Source organism: Pseudomonas fortuita, assembly GCF_026898135.2.
In the GTDB taxonomy this organism is placed as follows: Bacteria; Pseudomonadota; Gammaproteobacteria; order Pseudomonadales; family Pseudomonadaceae; genus Aquipseudomonas; species Aquipseudomonas fortuita.
Genome location: NZ_CP114035.2, coordinates 4,653,069 through 4,670,235, shown reverse-complemented (window position 1 = coordinate 4,670,235; position 17,167 = coordinate 4,653,069). Strand labels below are relative to the sequence as shown.

The 17,167-nt window shown below is 63.6% G+C and carries 18 protein-coding genes; 8 read left to right on the top strand and 10 right to left on the bottom strand.

Annotated elements, in window-relative coordinates:
- Positions 1-20: 20 nt before the first annotated feature.
- The gene (locus OZ911_RS21340; protein WP_268968467.1) at positions 21-2,207 is read right to left on the bottom strand and encodes a patatin-like phospholipase family protein; all 2,187 of its coding nucleotides are present in this window, start codon (positions 2,205-2,207) and stop codon (positions 21-23) included.
- Between the two features lie 67 nt (positions 2,208-2,274).
- Here OZ911_RS21340 and OZ911_RS21335 point away from each other — a divergent pair, with 67 nt between their 5' ends.
- Complete coding sequence (locus OZ911_RS21335) at positions 2,275-2,556, top strand: Rdx family protein (protein WP_016488527.1); 282 nt, start codon at positions 2,275-2,277, stop codon at positions 2,554-2,556.
- Here OZ911_RS21335 and OZ911_RS21330 read toward each other — a convergent pair whose 3' ends face one another.
- Positions 2,557-3,447, bottom strand: a complete 891-nt coding sequence (locus OZ911_RS21330) for a DMT family transporter (RefSeq protein ID WP_023049202.1) — start codon at positions 3,445-3,447, stop codon at positions 2,557-2,559.
- A 167-nt stretch (positions 3,448-3,614) separates the two neighbouring features.
- Positions 3,615-4,382 (bottom strand): helix-turn-helix domain-containing protein, encoded by a 768-nt coding sequence (locus OZ911_RS21325; protein ID WP_070087026.1) that lies wholly within the window; start codon positions 4,380-4,382, stop codon positions 3,615-3,617.
- 127 nt (positions 4,383-4,509) lie between these two features.
- On the opposite strand from OZ911_RS21325, the gene OZ911_RS21320 reads away from it, so the two are divergent.
- Positions 4,510-5,322, top strand: a complete 813-nt coding sequence (locus OZ911_RS21320; protein WP_023047725.1) for a UDP-2,3-diacylglucosamine diphosphatase — start codon at positions 4,510-4,512, stop codon at positions 5,320-5,322.
- Between the two features lie 39 nt (positions 5,323-5,361).
- Here OZ911_RS21320 and OZ911_RS21315 read toward each other — a convergent pair whose 3' ends face one another.
- A complete protein-coding gene (locus OZ911_RS21315) occupies positions 5,362-5,673 on the bottom strand; it encodes an Mpo1-like protein (protein WP_016488523.1) in 312 nt (103 codons plus the stop codon).
- Positions 5,674-5,827: 154 nt separating this feature from the next.
- On the opposite strand from OZ911_RS21315, the gene OZ911_RS21310 reads away from it, so the two are divergent.
- Entirely contained in the window at positions 5,828-6,889 is a 1,062-nt protein-coding gene (locus OZ911_RS21310) for an AraC family transcriptional regulator (RefSeq protein WP_016488522.1), read from the top strand.
- Here the strand turns inward: OZ911_RS21310 and OZ911_RS21305 are convergent.
- On the bottom strand, positions 6,846-8,300 hold the full coding sequence (locus OZ911_RS21305) for a TrkH family potassium uptake protein (RefSeq protein WP_016488521.1): 1,455 nt from the start codon (positions 8,298-8,300) through the stop codon (positions 6,846-6,848). The genes OZ911_RS21310 and OZ911_RS21305 overlap by 44 nt on opposite strands.
- Positions 8,301-8,402: 102 nt before the next feature.
- On the opposite strand from OZ911_RS21305, the gene OZ911_RS21300 reads away from it, so the two are divergent.
- On the top strand, positions 8,403-8,960 hold the full coding sequence (locus OZ911_RS21300) for an NAD(P)H nitroreductase (protein ID WP_016488520.1): 558 nt from the start codon (positions 8,403-8,405) through the stop codon (positions 8,958-8,960).
- A gap of 1,171 nt (positions 8,961-10,131) precedes the next feature.
- On the opposite strand, the gene OZ911_RS21295 is transcribed toward OZ911_RS21300, so the two are convergent.
- From OZ911_RS21295 to OZ911_RS21275, 5 genes are all read right to left on the bottom strand, one after another.
- A complete protein-coding gene (locus OZ911_RS21295) occupies positions 10,132-11,472 on the bottom strand; it encodes a sensor histidine kinase (protein WP_060519137.1) in 1,341 nt (446 codons plus the stop codon).
- 60 nt (positions 11,473-11,532) lie between these two features.
- Positions 11,533-11,949, bottom strand: coding sequence for a Spy/CpxP family protein refolding chaperone (locus tag OZ911_RS21290; RefSeq protein WP_016488518.1), 417 nt, complete (start codon positions 11,947-11,949; stop codon positions 11,533-11,535).
- Positions 11,950-12,116: 167 nt separating this feature from the next.
- The gene (locus tag OZ911_RS21285) at positions 12,117-12,794 is read right to left on the bottom strand and encodes a response regulator transcription factor (RefSeq protein WP_016488517.1); all 678 of its coding nucleotides are present in this window, start codon (positions 12,792-12,794) and stop codon (positions 12,117-12,119) included.
- 142 nt (positions 12,795-12,936) lie between these two features.
- Entirely contained in the window at positions 12,937-13,236 is a 300-nt protein-coding gene (locus OZ911_RS21280) for a YciI family protein (protein ID WP_016488516.1), read from the bottom strand.
- Between the two features lies 1 nt (position 13,237).
- Entirely contained in the window at positions 13,238-13,831 is a 594-nt protein-coding gene (locus OZ911_RS21275) for a septation protein A (RefSeq protein WP_023048351.1), read from the bottom strand.
- Positions 13,832-13,897: 66 nt separating this feature from the next.
- On the opposite strand from OZ911_RS21275, the gene OZ911_RS21270 reads away from it, so the two are divergent.
- From OZ911_RS21270 to scpB, 4 genes are read left to right on the top strand one after another with little or no spacing between them, the layout of a single operon-like run.
- Complete coding sequence (locus OZ911_RS21270; protein ID WP_016488514.1) at positions 13,898-14,758, top strand: PHP domain-containing protein; 861 nt, start codon at positions 13,898-13,900, stop codon at positions 14,756-14,758.
- A 13-nt stretch (positions 14,759-14,771) separates the two neighbouring features.
- Entirely contained in the window at positions 14,772-15,401 is a 630-nt protein-coding gene (locus tag OZ911_RS21265; RefSeq protein ID WP_033732044.1) for an L-threonylcarbamoyladenylate synthase, read from the top strand.
- A complete protein-coding gene (locus OZ911_RS21260) occupies positions 15,398-16,252 on the top strand; it encodes a segregation and condensation protein A (protein WP_023048349.1) in 855 nt (284 codons plus the stop codon). The genes OZ911_RS21265 and OZ911_RS21260 overlap by 4 nt, the downstream gene beginning before the upstream one ends.
- A complete protein-coding gene (scpB, locus tag OZ911_RS21255) occupies positions 16,239-17,006 on the top strand; it encodes an SMC-Scp complex subunit ScpB (RefSeq protein ID WP_024717734.1) in 768 nt (255 codons plus the stop codon). The genes OZ911_RS21260 and scpB overlap by 14 nt, the downstream gene beginning before the upstream one ends.
- Positions 17,007-17,167: the final 161 nt, after the last annotated feature.

The window sequence follows — 17,167 nt, the reverse complement described above, 5'->3', positions numbered from 1 at the left end:
GCTTTGCGGCCCCCGGCGAATCAGAAGGTATGCCCCAGGTTCAGGTACACCGCCTGCTCATGCGCACTGTTGGTGCCGTAGCTGAAGTTCAGCGGCCCCAGAGGCGTTTCCAGCCCCAGGAAGATGCTCGCCGCATTGATGTAGCCGCTGTCGAACTCGTTGTCGTTGTTCCACGCGCGCCCACGTTCCAGCGACCCGCCAATGTACAGCGGGAAGTCCAGCGGTACGTAGGCCCGTGGCGTCAGCCGGCGGTAATAGACCATGCGCAGCAGGCTCACGTTCTGCCCCGACACCGAGTCCTGGCGAAAGCCAGACAGCTCTCGTGCCCCACCCATCACGAAGCTGGACGTCACCACTTCGGTAGCGTCCAGGGTGCGCCCGTAGCGTCCGCCCAGCACGAAGGTGTTCGGCCCGCTACTGATGGCCTTGTCCAGGTTGAACAGCCACTGCCGGTAATCCTGGTCGGAGTCCAGCGATTTGTCGTACTTGCGCAAGGTCAGGCCAATGTCCTCACCGCTGTGCGGGAAATACACGTTGTCGAGGGTGTCGAACGAATACTTCAGTTCATAGAAGCCCTCGTTGAAGCTGACCTTGGGCAGGTCCTGGTCGCCAATGCGTACCTCGGCCTCGCCCCAGGCCTTGCCCACGCCCAGGCGTACTTCACCGTTGGTGCCAATCTGGCGGCCGAGGTTCAGGCCAAAGCCGTAGCGTTCCAGGCGGTACTCTGCGACGGGGTCGTTGTCCAGGGTGGCTTCGATGTTCTGTGAGCTGAAATCCAGGTACGGCGCAATGAAATAGCGCGAGCCAACGTCCAGCGGCTGGTAGAACTCGCTGTACAGTTCTTGCTGGTCGCCGATCTGGCCACGGGTCAGCCACTCGGCACCCAGGCTGTTGATGCCATTGACCCGGTAGCTGGCGCCCAGGTTGAAGGCGCTGTCACCGCGCAGGTCGTCCGAAAGGTTCAGGCCCAGGCGCAGGTAGTCGGTGCCGCCGCGTCGACCGCGGGCGTTGATCACCAAGGTGTTGTCGTTGCCCTTGTGCACCACGCGGTACTGCACCCGGTCGAAGTAGTCCAGGCCGTAGAGCGTGCCCATGTCGGTCTGCAGGCGGTCCAGCTCAAGGGGGGCGTCGATCGGCTGACGGATGTAAGAGCGGATCACGTCGTCGCTGACCTTGGAGTCGTTCTCGATCCGGATCGCGGTGATCACCGGCGTGCGCTGGCGTGGCGAGCGGGCCACGGCCAGGTTGCTGTCACCCTCAGGCTCGCGCAGGGCAGCCAGGCGTTGGTCGAGCAGGCGGGTGGCGCGGTAACCGGCGTCGATCATGTCCCGGGCACGGCCGAAGTCGGTCACGCCGAAGGCAGCTAGCGATGGCTGGATGAGGATGTCATCGCGCTGCAGGCTGGCCAGTTGTTCTTCCGAATTGCGCCGTGTCATCAGGGTAATCGACTGGTTGAGCACGTCGACCACGGTCAGCAGTTGCTTGCGATCGCGCAGCGGGGTACCGATGTCGACCACGATGGCCAGGTCCACGCCCATTTCGCGGGCCACGTCGACGGGGATGTTGTCGACCATGCCGCCGTCCACCAGCAGGCGGCCGTCCAGTTCGACCGGGGCAAACACGGCGGGGATCGACATGCTGGCACGGATGACCTGGGGCAGATGGCCGTGGCGGAACACCACCTTTTCGCCACTGGCGATGTCGGTGGCTACAGCGCGAAAGGGGATGGGCAGCTTGTCGAAATCGCGGGTATCGGCGGTGTGCGCCAGTTTGCTTTCCAGCAGCAGTGACAGGTTCTGCCCCTGGATCACCCCCAGCGGCAGGCCCAGGCTGCCGTCGTCGCGAAAGCTGAGCTTTTGCTTGACCAGGAAATCGCGATCATCCTGCTTGCGCCGGAACGGCACGTCCTTGCGCGGCGGGGCATCGGACAGCGCCTGTTGCCAGTCCAGGGTGGTGGCGAGCTTTTCCAGTTCTGCGACACTGTAGCCCGAAGCGTAAAGCCCGCCGACCACTGCGCCCATGCTGGTGCCGGCGATGGCGTCGATGCGCACGCCCTGTTCCTCCAGTGCCTTGAGCACGCCGATGTGGGCCAGGCCACGGGCCGCACCCCCCGACAACACCAAGCCGACCTTGGGCCTGGCAGGTTCCGCAGCGGCAGCCATGAATAAGGTGAGGGCGAGCAGCAAACAGCACAGCAAACGGCGCATCGTGAGTCTCAAACCGTGGGCTAAAGACCGCTAGTATAAGCGGCCCCTTACCTGGAGATGCCTCAGCATGGCCGACAACAAGCCCGAAATCGTCATCACTTATTGCACCCAGTGCCAGTGGCTGCTGCGCGCTGCCTGGCTGGCCCAGGAACTGCTCAGCACGTTTGCCGACGACCTTGGCCAGGTCGCGCTGTCACCGGGCACCGGCGGGGTCTTCTGCATTACCTGCAATGGCGTGCAGATCTGGGAGCGCAAGGCCGACGGCGGCTTCCCCGAGGCCAAGGTGCTGAAACAGCGGGTACGCGACCAGATCGACCCGCAGCGTGACCTTGGCCACAACGACCGCTGATCAGGCGCCCTCGGCCAGTGGCCGCTGCTTGGGTGGTTGTTCGCGGGTCATGCGGCTGGACAGCACGATGGCGAAGATGATCAGCGCGCCGCCCAGCAGCATGCGCAAGGTCGGGGTTTCGGCGAACACCACCCAGGCCACGGCAATGCCATAGACCGGCTCCATGCCGAACACCACGGCGGCGGTGCGCGCCTTGATCACCGCCAGGCTGGCGACGAACAGGCTGTGCGCCACGCCGGTGCAGAAGATGCCGAGCAGGGCGATCCACAGCCAGTCCATGGCCGCCACGCCTGCCAGACCTGGTGCGGCGAACGGCAGCAGGCACAGGCTTACCACCAGGTTCTGCCACAGGGCAGCCTGTACTGCTGGCAAACGCCCGGAGCCGGCGCGGTTGGTGAGGGACAGCAGCGAGAACAGCAGCCCTGACAGCAGTGCCCAGAGCAGGCCGCCAGTGGCCTCGCTGGCCAGGTCGAAATCTGGCGTGACCAGTATCAGGCCGATGCTGACCAGCAGCACCAGCACGGCCTCGTTGCGGCGGATGCGCTCGCGGAACAGCAGGCCTTCGAGGATGACGGTGAAGGCCGGGAAACTGGCGAAACCGAGGGTGGCGATGGCCACGCCGCCAACTTTGACGGCAATGAAGAAACTGACCCAGTGGCCGGCCAGCAGCACACCGCCGAGCAGCAGGCGACGGATATCCTGGCTGCTCAGGCGTTGCCAGCCCGGGCCGGTCAGGCTGGCGAACAGGGCCAGGGCGAGTACGGCGAAGGCGGCGCGGCCGAAGACGATGATCGCCGGGCTGGCAGTGGCGGCCAGTTTGCCGAAGACGCCGGTCAGGCCGAAGAACAGCGCGCCAATGTGCAGGGCGCCGAGGGCGGTGCGGTGGTTCATGGTGGTCCTTGCTCAAGATCTTTATCGACGTTGCCGGCCTCTTCGCAGCACAAGGCTGCTTCTACAGGGACTGTGCGTATTCTGTAGGAGCAGCCTTGTGCTGCGAAGAGGCCGGCACTGGCAAAGTGTAAAACCACAGGCCAACGATTTCTGTCGCAAGACTGCTGTCAGTTGTCGCCAGGCTCTCGCCGCAAAGCCATTGGCGTACACCCGAACGCCCGCAACATCGCCGCTGAAAACGCACTCTGCGAGCAATACCCCACCTGCGCCGCAATTTCACTCATCGGTAGCACGGTCTGCACCACCAGCCGCCGCGCCTTGAGCAAGCGCCGCTGGCGAATGTAGTCCATCGGTGTCATGCCGCATTCGGCAGTAAACCGCGCATGCAGCCGGGCGCCGGACAGCCCGGCGATGCGCGCCAGGTCGGCGACCTGCAACGGGTAGGCAGCATGCTGCTCGATATGGGCATCGAAGGCTGCATAGGGTAGGCGCTGGCTGGGGCGCACGTTGGCTGCTGCCGTGCAGTTGAGGCTGGCCAGCAACAGCGCTGCGCCTTGCCGGGCAATCAGCGGGTCGTCCATGGGGCTGGCCGCCAGCCAGTCCACCAACTGTTGCTGACGGTCGTCCAGGCCCAGCGCGGCGGGGCGGTCGAGCAGGCGGCGGCTGGCATCGGCATGCTCGCCCAGCTGCTCGTGCAGCCACTGCTCGCCAGGCACATCAAGCACCAGGCAGTGGCTGCCGCCATCGCTGGCGCAGGTGTGATGCGCGCCTGCCGGGACCACGACCAGCCCTTGCCGGTCGATCCCGGCGCCTTGCCCCTGTACCTCGAACTCCAGGCGGCCACGCAGGCCGAACACCAGTTGCGGGTGTTCGTGGCTGTGGGCGATCAGGCTGTCGCGGTAATGGCGCAGCGAGAGTATCGGGCCGGCGGTCATGGGGGCGTCCTCGCAGGGCAGATCCGCATTGTGCCTCATTCCCGGCAGGCGATCACCGGTAACCGTTTTGCCACGGCGCTGTCATGCGCGCCTGCCAGTCTCCAGCAAACTGCGCCGGAGCCTGTCCATGACCCATGCCGAACTCTCCCGTCCCTCGCGCAAGCAACGCGTGCGTACCCTGTGGATCTCCGATGTCCACCTGGGGACACGCGACTGCCAGGCCGAACACCTGTCGCAGTTCCTCAAGGGCTACCAGGCCGACCGCGTGTACCTGGTAGGCGACATCATCGATGGCTGGAAACTGCGCGGTGGCATTTACTGGCCACAAGCCCACACCAACGTGATCCGCCGCTTGCTGACCATGAGCAAGCGCGGTACCGAGGTGATCTACGTCACCGGCAACCATGACGAATTCCTGCGCCGCTACTCGAAGCTGATCCTGGGCAACATCCAGCTGGTGGATGAGGCCGAACACCTGACCGCCGATGGCCGCCGCCTGCTGGTGATCCATGGTGACCAGTTCGACGTGATTACCCGTTACCACCGCTGGCTGGCGTTTCTCGGTGATCGTGCCTACGGGTTCACGTTGGTGCTCAACCGTTGGCTCAACCACTGGCGTGCGCGGTATGGCTATGGTTACTGGTCGCTGTCGGCGTACCTGAAGCACAAGGTCAAGGGCGCGGTGAACTTCATCAGCGACTTCGAGGATGCCATTGCCCATGAGTGCACCCGGCGTGGTTTGCACGGGGTGGTGTGTGGGCATATCCACCATGCCGAGATCCGCAAGGTGGGCGAGGTGGACTACCTCAATTGCGGAGACTGGGTGGAGTCGTGCACGGCGCTGATCGAGCATTGGGATGGCCGTATGGAGCTGTATCGGTTGGCCGATGCCCAGGCGCGGGAAGCGCAGGCAGTGGCGGCGTCGCGTGAGCCGGCTTAGAGGCTGCAGAACCATGGGGCCGCAACCCGCCCTCAATGTCTATAGCCGGATCTTGCCCAGCAAGATATCCCGGAACATCACGAAATCCCCGGCCAGGCTGTACAGCGGGTAGGTGAAGGTCGCCGGCCGGTTCTTTTCGAAAAAGAAGTGCCCGACCCAGGCGAAGCCATAGCCGAACAGCGGCACGGCCAGCAAAAGCAACCATTTGCCACTGCCAATGGTGTAGGCCAGCAGCGCTATTACCAAGCTGGTGCCGACAAAGTGCAGGCGGCGGCAGGTGGGGTTGCTGTGCTCCCCCAGGTAGTAAGGATAGAACTCGGCAAAACTGCGATACTGCGCTGTGCGGTTCATGGCAGTGCTCCGGGATTAATACTTCTGGACAAGATGCACGGCGTGGAGCCTGATTCGAGTCTAGAGTGACTGACGGGGCCTACCAGTGACAATAGGCGCCAAATGAGTATCCTTGGGGTTCACCGCAGGAGCGGTCGGTAAAAAGAAGCCTGTCATGAGCGAAAGAACCACGTCAGCCAGCTGGGCATCAGGGATTGTGAAGGCGCTCGAACTGGAAGGGCTGGACTGCCCGTCCATGTTCAAGCAACTGGGGCTGGACTTCGCTGCCCTCGACGACCCCGATGCACGTTTTCCGCAAGATTCCATGACCCGGCTGTGGCAGCTGGCGGTGGAGCTGTCAGGCAATGAAGCCATTGGCCTGAACATGGCCCGCGTGGTACGGCCGGCTTCGTTCCATGTGGTGGGCTATGCATTGATGTCCAGCCGCACCCTGGCAGAAGGCTTCCAGCGCCTGGTGCGGTACCAGCGCATCATCGCCGAAAGCTCCGATCTCAGTTTTGTCCTTGGCGACGAGGGCTATTCGCTGATCCTGACGGTGCATGGCGACCATCTGCCCCCGACCCGGCACAGTGCCGAAGCATCGCTGGCCTGTGCGCTGGCGCTGAGCAAATGGCTCAGTGGGCGGCCGGTACAGCCGCGCCGGGTACTGGTGCAGGGGCCGCAGCCAAAGAATGTCGAGCCGTACAAAGTGGCGTTCCATTCGCCCCTGGTGTTCGGCGCGCCGCACGATGCGCTGGTGTTCGAACGGGCCGACATGGAGGCGCCGCTGCCGACTGCCAACGAGGCCATGGCGGTGCTGCACGACCGTTTTGCCGGGGAGTACCTGGCACGATTTTCCGAAAGCCGGGTTACCCACCGCGTGCGGCAGGTGTTGTGCCGCATCTTGCCGCAGGGGGAACCCAAGCGCGAAACCCTGGCCCAGGCCTTGCACTTGTCGCAGCGCACCTTGCAGCGGCGTCTGCAGGAGGAGGGCACCAGTTTCCAGAGCTTGCTTGATGACACCCGTCGCGAGCTGGCCGAGCAATACCTGGCCCAGCCGGGCATGACACTGCTGGAAACCGCCTACCTGCTGGGCTTTGCCGACCCCAGCAATTTCTACCGGGCATTCCGCCGCTGGTTCGATGCCACCCCAAGCGAGTACCGCGCCCGCCTCGGCACGGACGCCGAGGGGGTCAGTGACGCCAGAACGCCGGCATACACAGCACCAGCACCGTAATGATTTCCAGGCGGCCAAGCAGCATGCCGGCCGCCAGGATCCACTTGGCCGCGTCCGGCAGCGTGGCATAGTTGCCCGACGGGCCGATCACTTCACCCAAGCCCGGGCCTACACCCGAAACTGTGCCGGCAGCGCCGGTCAATGCGGTCATCCAGTCCACGCCCAGCAACGACAGCAACAGGGCCATGACGCAGATGGTGATGGCGAAGAAGAACGAGAACGTCAGAATCGAGCGCACGATGTCTTCGTCGAGGCGGTGGCCGTTGTATTTCTGCTTGATCACCGCACGCGGGTGGATCAGTTGGTTGAGGCTGGCCTTGAGCAGGATGTAGGCCACCTGGAAGCGGAAAATCTTGATACCGCCTGCGGTCGAGCCGGAGCAGCCGCCGACGAAGCCCAGGTAGAAGAACAGCATCAGCGAAAAGTTGCCCCACAGGCTGTAGTCGCCCAGGGCGAAGCCGGTGGTAGTGACCACCGAGGTCACGTTCAAGGCTACGTGGCGCAGGGCATCGAGCCAGTGCAGGTTGGTGCTGTACCAGTACCAGGTGCCCAGGACCAACCAGGTAACCACCAGCATGCCCAGCAAACCTTGCACCTGCTGGTCACGGATCAGCGCCCTGCGGTTGCCACGCAGGGTCGCGACGTAAAGGGTGAACGGCAGGCTGCCCATGATCATGACCACCACCGCGACCCAGTGCACGGCCGGGATATCCCATTTTGCCAGCGACTGGTCGGAGGTGGAGAAGCCGCCGGTGGAGATTGCCGACATGGCGTGGTTGATTGCATCGAACGGGCTCATCCCCGCCCACCAGAAGGCCAGCGAGCCGAGGATAGAGAAGCCGACGTACACCCCCACGATCGACTTGGCCACCATGTGCGAGCGTGGCATGACCTTTTCCGAGCGGTCGGACGATTCGGTCTGGAACAGGCGCATGCCGCCGATGCGCAGCAATGGCAGGATCGCCACCGCCATGGCGATGAAGCCGATGCCGCCGAGCCAGTGAAGCATCGAGCGCCACATGAGAATACCCGGCGACATGTTATCGAGCCCGCTGAGTACGGTAGCGCCGGTAGCGGTGATGCCCGACATGCTCTCGAAGAAGGCGTCGGTGTAGCTGATGTGCTGGGTCAGCAGGAACGGCAGGGCGGCAAACACGCACACCACCAGCCAGCTGCTGACCGTGAGCAGGTACATGTCACGCGGGCGCAGGTGGACATGCTCGGGGCGGCCCTGTACCACCAGGGCCAGGCCGGCGATGAAGGTGATCAGGCTCGACCAGAGGAAGGAGGGCATGTCACCAGTGCGCTCGAAGATCACCAGGGTCGCCATGGGCACAGCCATGCCGACGGCGAGGGTAATCAGGAAGATGCCGATGATGAAACCAATGATCCTTAAGGTCGGCAACGCCATGTGATCTGCTCTGACTCGAAACGGAAGGGCGCCATTCTACCTATGGGTCTGGTGATGTAAACGCTAGAATGGCCGCACATTCAACTGCCAGGAGGGTAGCCGATGGAGGCTCTCGACGCATTGCTCAACCGTGTTTCCGTGCCACGCCTGACTGACCCGGCACCCAATGCCGCACAGCGCGAGGCGCTGTTCCAGGCTGCCTTGCGCGCCCCGGATCATGGCCAGCTGCGACCATGGCGCTTCCTGACCATCGAGGGCCAGGGCCGTGAAAAGCTGGGTGAGCTGTTCGCTGAAGCGGTGCAGAACAAGGGCGAAGCCAGCCAGGCTGCGCTGGACAAGGCCCGCGCCATGCCGCTGCGGGCGCCGCTGCTGATCGTGGTGATCGCCAAGCTGCAGGACCACTTCAAGGTGCCCAAGTCCGAGCAGCGTCTGGCAGCCGGCTGTGCGGCGCACGGCATTCTGATTGCCGCGCATGCGCAAGGCATCGGGGCGGTGTGGCGTACCGGGGACATGGCCTTCGATGCCCATGTGCACAAGGGCCTGGGTCTGGCCCAGAATGAAGAGTTGATCGGTTACCTGTATGTCGGCACGCCGCTGACCGAGCCGCGCACTGCGCCGGTGCTGGACACTACCGAGTTCGTCAGCGCCTGGGGCGAGTAACGCAGCCTGGGGCTGATTTATTGCATCAGGGCCACTGGCCTCTTCGCGGGGCAAGCCCGCTCCCACAGGTACTGTGCGCTGCCTGATACCTGCACCGTACCTGTGGGAGCGGGCTTGCCCCGCGAAGAGGCCAGTGGCCTTTACATCACATCAACTGCCAGTAGCTTCAGCCAAAGGCAACTCCAGCCTGGCCACCAAGCCCCCCCTGTGGATGGTTGTCCGCGCTGCCTGATACCTGCACCGTACCTGTGGGAGCGGGCTTGCCCCGCGAAGAGGCCAGTGGCCTTTGCATCACATCAACTGCCAGTAGCTTCAGCCAAGGGCAACTCCAGCCTGGCCACAAAGCCCCCCCTGTGGATGGTTGTCCGCGCTGCCTGATACCTGCACCGTACTTGTGGGAGCGGGCTTGCCCCGCGAAGAGGCCAGTGGCCTTTGCATCACATCAACTGCCAGTAGCTTCAGCCAAGGGCAACTCCAGCCTGGCCACAAAGCCCCCCCTGTGGATGGTTGTCCGCGCTGCCTGATACCTGCACCGTACCTGTGGGAGCGGGCTTGCCCCGCGAAGAGGCCAGTGGCCTTTGCATCACATCAACTGCCAGTAGCTTCAGCCAAGGGCAACTCCAGCCTGGCCACCAAGCCCCCCCCTGTGGATGGTTGTCCGCGCTGCCTGATACCTGCACCGTACTTGTGGGAGCGGGCTTGCCCCGCGAAGAGGCCAGTGGCCTTTGCATCACATCAACTGCCAGTAGCTTCAGCCAAGGGCAACTCCAACCTGGCCACAAAGCCCCCCCTGTGGATGGTTGTCCGCGCTGCCTGATACCTGCACCGTACTTGTGGGAGCGGGCTTGCCCCGCGAAGAGGCCAGTGGCCCTTACATCACATTAACTGCCAGCAGCTTCAGCCAAGGGCAGCACCAGCCTGGCCACAACCCCCCCCTGTGGATGGTTGTCCGCGCTGCCTGATACCTGCACCGTACCTGTGGGAGCGGGCTTGCCCCGCGAAGAGGCCAGTGGCCTTTGCATCACATCAACTGCCAGTAGCTTCAGCCAAGGGCAACTCCAGCCTGGCCACAAAGCCCCCCTGTGGGTGGTTGTCCGCGCTGCCTGATACCTGCACCGTACCTGTGGGAGCGGGCTTGCCCCGCGAAGAGGCCAGTGGCCTTTGCATCACATCAACTGCCAGTAGCTTCAGCCAAGGGCAACTCCAGCCTGGCCACAAAGCCCCCCTGTGGGTGGTTATCCAGCACCAGTCTCCCGCCATGGCGCTCCGCCGCTTTGCGCGCAATCGCCAGCCCCAGGCCATGCCCTGGCGCGTCCTGCCCCGGCGCGCGGAAGAACGGCTCGCCCAGCTGCGCCAGATGCTCCGCTGCCGCCCCGGGCCCATGGTCACGCACGCTGATCACGATGTGGTCCTGCTCACGCACGGCGCTGACCTCGACCGGCTGCCCCACCGGGTTGAAGCGCAGGGCATTGCGCAGCAGGTTGTCGACGGCGCGCTCGATCAGCGTCGGCCAACCTTGCAGGGTCAACCCCGGCTGCGCCTCCAGGCGCACGTCCTGGTCCGGTGCGCTGAGCAAGGCGTCTTTGCGCACGCTGCCGAGCAGGGCATTGAGGTCGACCGGCTCGGCATGAGCCTGCTCCGCATCGACCCGGGCCAAGGCAAGGATTTCGCTGATCAGGTCTTCCAGCCGGTCGCACTCGCGGGTCAGGCGCGGCCACAAGGTCTCCCGCTGCTCAGGCCCGGCGCGCTCGGCCAAAGCCAGGGCAATGCGCAGCCTGGCCAGCGGCGAGCGCAACTCATGGGACACATCGCGCAGCAACTGGCGCTGGCTGCCAATGGTGCTTTGCAGGCGCGCGCCCATCTTGTTGAAGTCCTTGGCCAGCACGCCAAACTCGTCACGCCGTGCAGCCAGCTGCGCCAGGCTGTTCTGCTGGTAAGTGGTCTGCCCCAGGTCATGCACCGCGCTGCGCAGGCGGCTTAGCGGGCGGGTAATGGACAGGGTGACCAGCAGGCTGAACAGGGTCAGTACCACCAGCGCAATGCCCAAGGCACTGAGCGGCCACATCAGGCTTTCGCGGTGCCAGGCGTCCAGTGCAGGGTGGGGGATGCGGTAGATCAGCAGGTAGGTTTCGCCGGTCTCCGGGCTGGTGTATTCCTCGGTCAGCCGACGCCATGGCAGGCGCCGCTCGTCATTGTGCTGGCGTGCCTCGAAGGCCGCCGCACGGCGTGGGAAGGTGCCGGGCACCACGGCCTCGCCACTGTCATCGAGTACCTGCACGTCGATCTTGTAGCGATCTTTGCGCCGTTCCAGAAAGTGCTGTGCCGCATCCAGGCCTTGCTGCTCGTAATGCTTGGCCCACTTGCTGGCCAAGGTATTCAGGCCCGGGTGGCGGCTAAGGATCCAGGCATCCTGGTTGAGCATGTGGCCCAGCAGGATAGACAGGCCTGCGACCAGGGTGATAGCCAGCCAGAAACTGGCCAGGATGCGCCAGAACAGTGAACGCAAGTGCACCTCCTGTAAACGGTAAAAGCCCGGCCCGCGGGGAGGCGGGCCGGGCATCGGGCGGACAGCTTACTGAGCCTTGGTGCCTTTTTCAGCTTTCCAGGCCTGGAACTCCTGCCACTCGGCTTTCTTGGCGGCGCGTTCCTTTTGCAGTTCGTCGAACTTTTTCTGCTGTTCAGGTTTGAGCAGGTTGCGCACCGCAGTGTCGGTCTTGTCGCGGCTGGCTTGCAGCTCGTCTTTCATGGCTTTCTGGTCGGCGGCTGGCAGCTTGGCCAGGTAGCGCTCGGTGATGTCACGGCGCTGCTGCATCTGCTCGCCCATCAGCTTGCCGATCTGCTGGCGCTGGTCGCGGCTCAGGTCCAGTTGATGGAAAGGCGCATCACCGCGATGATGCGGGCCGTCGTGACGCGGGCCGCCTTCAGGCATGGCCATGGCCACGGTCGGCAGGGCGGCGGCGAACATCAGGGCGATAAGGGTCTTGCGCATGGTGTCTCTCCTTTCATAGGCCGGTGGTTACCGGATGAGCACAGTCTAGGGAGATCACCGTCAAGCGCAGTCAGGGGATGGTAAAGGCACTGTAAAGAACAGTTCCAAGCTCCAGGCTGCAAGTGAAGCCGATTGCGATCTTGCGCCTTCTTGTAGCTTGCAGCGAGTTACAGGCAGTAGTAATAGCCACGGCTACGCAGCGCCACGATACGTGGCCTGCCATCGGCATGCGGGCCGATCTTCTTGCGCAGGTTACTGACATGCATGTCCAGGCTGCGGTCGTACAGGGTCAGTTTGCGCCCCAGGCCGATTTGCGCCAGCTCCTGCTTGTCCAGCGGTTCGCCAGGCTGGCGCAGCAGGGCTTCAAGAATGCGGCTTTCGGACAGGGTCAGGGTCATTTCACGGCCGTCGATGCTGGCCACGCCGCGCGCAGGGCTGTACACCAGGTCGCCCAGTTCCACCTGGCTGGTGGTGGCGGTGGGGTGGCTGCGGCGCAACACTGCTCGCAGACGGGCCGTGAGCTCGCGCGGGTCGCAAGGTTTGGCCAGGTAGTCGTCGGCGCCCAGCTCCAGGCCAAGAATGCGGTCCAGCGGCTCGCCCCGTGCAGAGAGCATCAGCACCGGCAGCTCGGTGTGCTCGCTGCGCAATTGCTTGAGCAATTCCAGGCCGCTGCCATCGGGCAGCATCACATCCAGTACCACGGCCGCCGGAGCGTGCTCGGCCAGGGCCTGGCGTGCGCTCAGGCCATCATGGCACGCACGCACGGTGAACCCTTCCTGGGTCAGCCAGCTGCCGAGCAGCTCGCACAGTTCCTGGTCATCATCAATCAGTAACAGCTCGCTCATGACTCACTCAATTCAACCATTGACGGCGGCTATTCGGCCCGCCAGTGGCAAAGATACCGCAGACTGATGGCAGCCGTATAACTACTGGTGCCGTGTCAGCTTCTTCGCGGGCTTGCCCGCGAGGAAGCGACTTGGTCTCAGATCAAGGCAATACTTGCTTGAACGGCTTGACGACGACGTTGTCGTACACGCCCGCCGCAATGTAAGGATCGGCATCGGCCCAGGCCTGCGCCGCGGCCAGCGATTCGAATTCGGCAACGATCAGGCTACCGCTGAAACCGGCTTCGCCCGGGTCGTTGCTGTCGATGGCTGGGTGGGGGCCGGCCAGCACCACGCGGCCTTCGGCCTTGAGCTGCTGCAGGCGTTCGATGTGCGCCGGGCGGGCAGCCAGGCGCTTTTCCAGGGAGTTTGCGACGTCGCTGGCGATGATGGCGTAGAGCATGTCAATCCTTGGGTTTGGTAGTAGAAGGGTCGTCGTGCAGGTGGCGCGACAGGTACACGCCTTGCGCCACCAGGAAGATCACGGTCATGCCCAGGCTGCCGAACACCTTGAAGTCCACCCAGAAGTCCTGGAAGGTAAAGGCGACGAACAGGTTGGCCGCGCCGCAGAACAGGAAGAAACCGATCCAGGCAACGTTCAGGCGGGTCCAGACGGCATCGGGCAGGGTCAGGGCGTGGCCCATGATGCGCTTGATCAGCACCCGATCGCCGATGAAATGGCTGCCGGCAAAGCCCAGGGCGAACAGCCAGTTCACCACCGGCGCTTTCCACTTGAGGAAGGTTTCGCTATGGAAGGTCAGGGTCAGGCCGCCGAATACCAGGCAGGCCACCAGCGTCAGCCATTGGCCCTTTTCCAGCCTGCGTTGGCGCAGGAACAGCGCACCGTACACCACCAGCGAGCTGATGATCAGCATGGCCGTGGCACTGTAGATGCCGCCGAATTCGAAGCTGTGGCCGGCGACTTCCATGGGGCGCGGGTCAAGCTTGTAGACGATGAAGAACAGCAGCAGCGGGATGAAATCGATGAATTGTTTCACAATGGCAGCCAGAATCGGGATGTGACGGCATAATAACAAACATCGATTCCAGCGAAAGCGCTCTCCATGAATGTTGATCTGCACTGTCACAGCACGGCCTCCGACGGCGCCCTGTCGCCCTCGGTACTGGTTGCCCGGGCCCATGAGCACGGGGTGCAAACGCTGGCACTGACTGACCACGACACCCTCGAAGGCCTGCCCGAAGCCCGCCAGGCCTGCATTGAGCGGGGCATGCGCTGGGTCAGCGGGGTGGAATTGTCGTGCACCTGGGGTGGCGCGACCATCCATGTGCTGGGTTATGACTTCCCGCTGGACGCGCCGCCCTTGCTGGCGGCCATTGAAGCGCTGCACCGTGGCCGCTGGCTGCGCGCCGAAGAAATAGACAAACGGCTGGCAGCCAAGGGCATGCCCGGCACACTCGAGGGCGCCCGCGCCGTACAGCACGAGCTGGGCGACAGCGGCAACGCCCCGGCGCGCCCCCATTTTGCCGAGTACCTGGTGCGTGCCGGGCACGTCAAGGACCGCGGCGAGGCGTTTCGCAAGTGGCTGGGTGCCGGCAAGCTGGGCGACGTCAAGCAGCATTGGCCGACCCTCGACGAAACTGTCGCCACCCTGCGGCAGTCCAAAGCGTGGGTGAGCCTTGCACACCCCATGCACTACGACCTGACCCGCAGCAAGCGCAGAAGGCTGATTGCCGACTATATTCAGGCAGGCGGGCAGGCACTTGAGGTGGTCAACGGGATGATGCCGGCCGAGCAGGTGGGCACGATGTCCATCCTTACTCGTGAGTTCGGCCTGCTGGCAAGCGCTGGCAGTGACTTCCACGGCCCCGGCACCTGGGGAGAGATCGGTGCCTACCGGCCTTTGCCCGAGGATCTGCCACCTCTGTGGCGTCGATTCAGCCATGAACAGCCTTTGGCGCTATGAACAGGATGACTACGTGAGCCAATTTTTCCAGATTCATTCGGAGAACCCACAAGCGCGGCTGATAAAACAGGCCGTCGAGATCATCCGCAAGGGTGGCGTGGTGGTTTACCCGACCGACTCGGCCTACGCGCTGGGCTGCCAGATTGGCGATAAAAACGCCATCGAGCGGGTTCGGCGCTTGCGCCAGTTGGACAAGCAGCACAACTTCACGCTGCTGTGCTGCGACTTGTCGCAAATGGGGTTGTTCGCCAAGATCGATACGTCTACGTTCCGCCTGCTCAAAGCGCACATTCCGGGGCCTTATACCTTCATTCTCAATGCCACCCGCGAGGTACCGCGGTTGCTGATGCACGAGAAACGGCGGACCATTGGATTGCGCGTGCCATCCAACCCGATCGTGCTGGCTCTGCTAGAAGAGCTGGGCGAGCCGTTGATGAGCGTGAGCCTGATCTTGCCGCCCGAAACAGAGCCGATGACCGACCCCTACGAGATCCGTCAGCGCCTGGAGCACCATGTCGATCTGATCATCGATGGCGGTTTTGGCGACCTCAAGGCGTCGACCGTCATTGACCTCACTGGCGATGAGCCCGCGCTGATCCGCGAAGGCTGCGGCGACCCCACGCCGTTTATGGTCAACGCGTGAGCCAGATGGAGGCGCCCGAGGCACCGGCTGAGCAGGCCGAGTCGCCTCGGCAGTTGCAACTGGCCCTGGTCTACGGCGAAGCCCTGACCGAAATGCCGCTGGACCTGTACATTCCGCCGGATGCCCTGGAAGTCATCCTGGAAGCCTTCGAAGGGCCGCTCGACCTGTTGCTGTACCTGATCCGCAAGCAGAACATCGACATCCTTGACATCCCGGTGGCGGAAATCACCCGCCAGTACATGGGCTACGTGGAACTGATGAAAAGCGTGCGCCTGGAGTTGGCTGCCGAGTACCTGGTGATGGCCGCCATGCTCGCCGAGATCAAGTCGCGCATGCTGCTGCCGCGTTCGGCCGATGTCGAGGAGGAGGAGGGCGACCCGCGCGCCGAGCTGATCCGCCGTCTGCAGGAGTACGAACGTTTCAAGGCCGCAGCCGAGGGCATTGACGACCTGCCAAGGGTGGGCCGCGAGGTCGTTGTGCCGCGTCTGGAAGCACCGCAGGCCAAGGTCCGCAAGCTGTTGCCGCAGGTCAGCCTGGAAGAGTTGCTGATGTCCATGGCCGAGGTCATGCGCCGCAACGACCTGTTCGAAAGCCATCAGATCAGCCGTGAGACCTTGTCCACCCGTGAGCGCATGAGCCAGGTGCTGGAGCGCCTCAAGGGCGGTGCTTTCGTGCCGTTCGGCGACCTGTTTGCCGCCGAAGAGGGCAAGCTGGGTGTGGTGGTGACCTTCATGGCGGTTCTCGAACTGGTGAAGGAATCGCTGATCGAACTGGTGCAGAATGAACCCTTCGCCGCTATCCATGTGCGGCTTCGCCCAGCGCTTGTTGAAGAACCTGATGAACCTGAATGACCCCCGCGACCTGGCGTCACTGATCGAAGCTTTTTTGCTGGCTTCGGGCAAGCCGCAATCCCTGGAGCGCCTGTACGAACTGCTCGAAGAGGCCGAGCGCCCCGAGCCCCAGGTGTTCAAGCAGGCCCTTGAGGTGCTGGGCAAGTCGTGCAGCGGCCGTGCCTTCGAGCTCAAGGAAGTGGCCAGCGGCTACCGCCTGCAGATTCGCGAGGACTTTGCGCCCTGGGTCGGGCGCCTGTGGGAAGAGCGCCCGCAGCGTTATTCGCGCGCGCTGCTCGAAACCCTGGCCCTGATCGCCTACCGCCAGCCCATCACCCGTGGCGAGATCGAAGACGTGCGGGGCGTGGCGGTGAACAGCAATATCATCAGGACCATGGTCGAGCGCGAGTGGATTCGCGTGGTTGGCTACCGCGAAGTGCCCGGGCGGCCAGCGATGTTTGCCACCACCAAGGCGTTTCTCGACCATTTCAACCTCAAGAGCCTGGATGAGCTGCCGGCCCTGGCCGAGCTGCGCGAAATGGAGCCGGAGCCGCTGCTCGACCCGGATGATGCGCCAGTGCCCGCGCACCTGCAGGCGTTGGCAGATGCCAGCCTTGGGGAAGAAGACGTTTCTGAGCCAAAGGACGAAACCAGCTTCCGTAGTTTGCTGGTGGAGCTGGATGCCATGGAGGAGGGGTTGAAGATCGATTTTGATGACTTGCGCGAGGAGGAGCCTGAGGCTTCTCTGGGGGAAGAGGGCAAGTTACAGCCCTGATTCTTCTCTTGGCGACAGGGCCAGTGAGATCAACACAAGACCACTAGGCTGAAACCTCTCCCAATGCGTGCAAAACCCTCTAACCTCCAGTGCGTTCCATTGCCGAACCGCGTATGATGCGCGGCCTTTTGGCGCGTTCGTCGCCAAGAACCTGTTTTCAT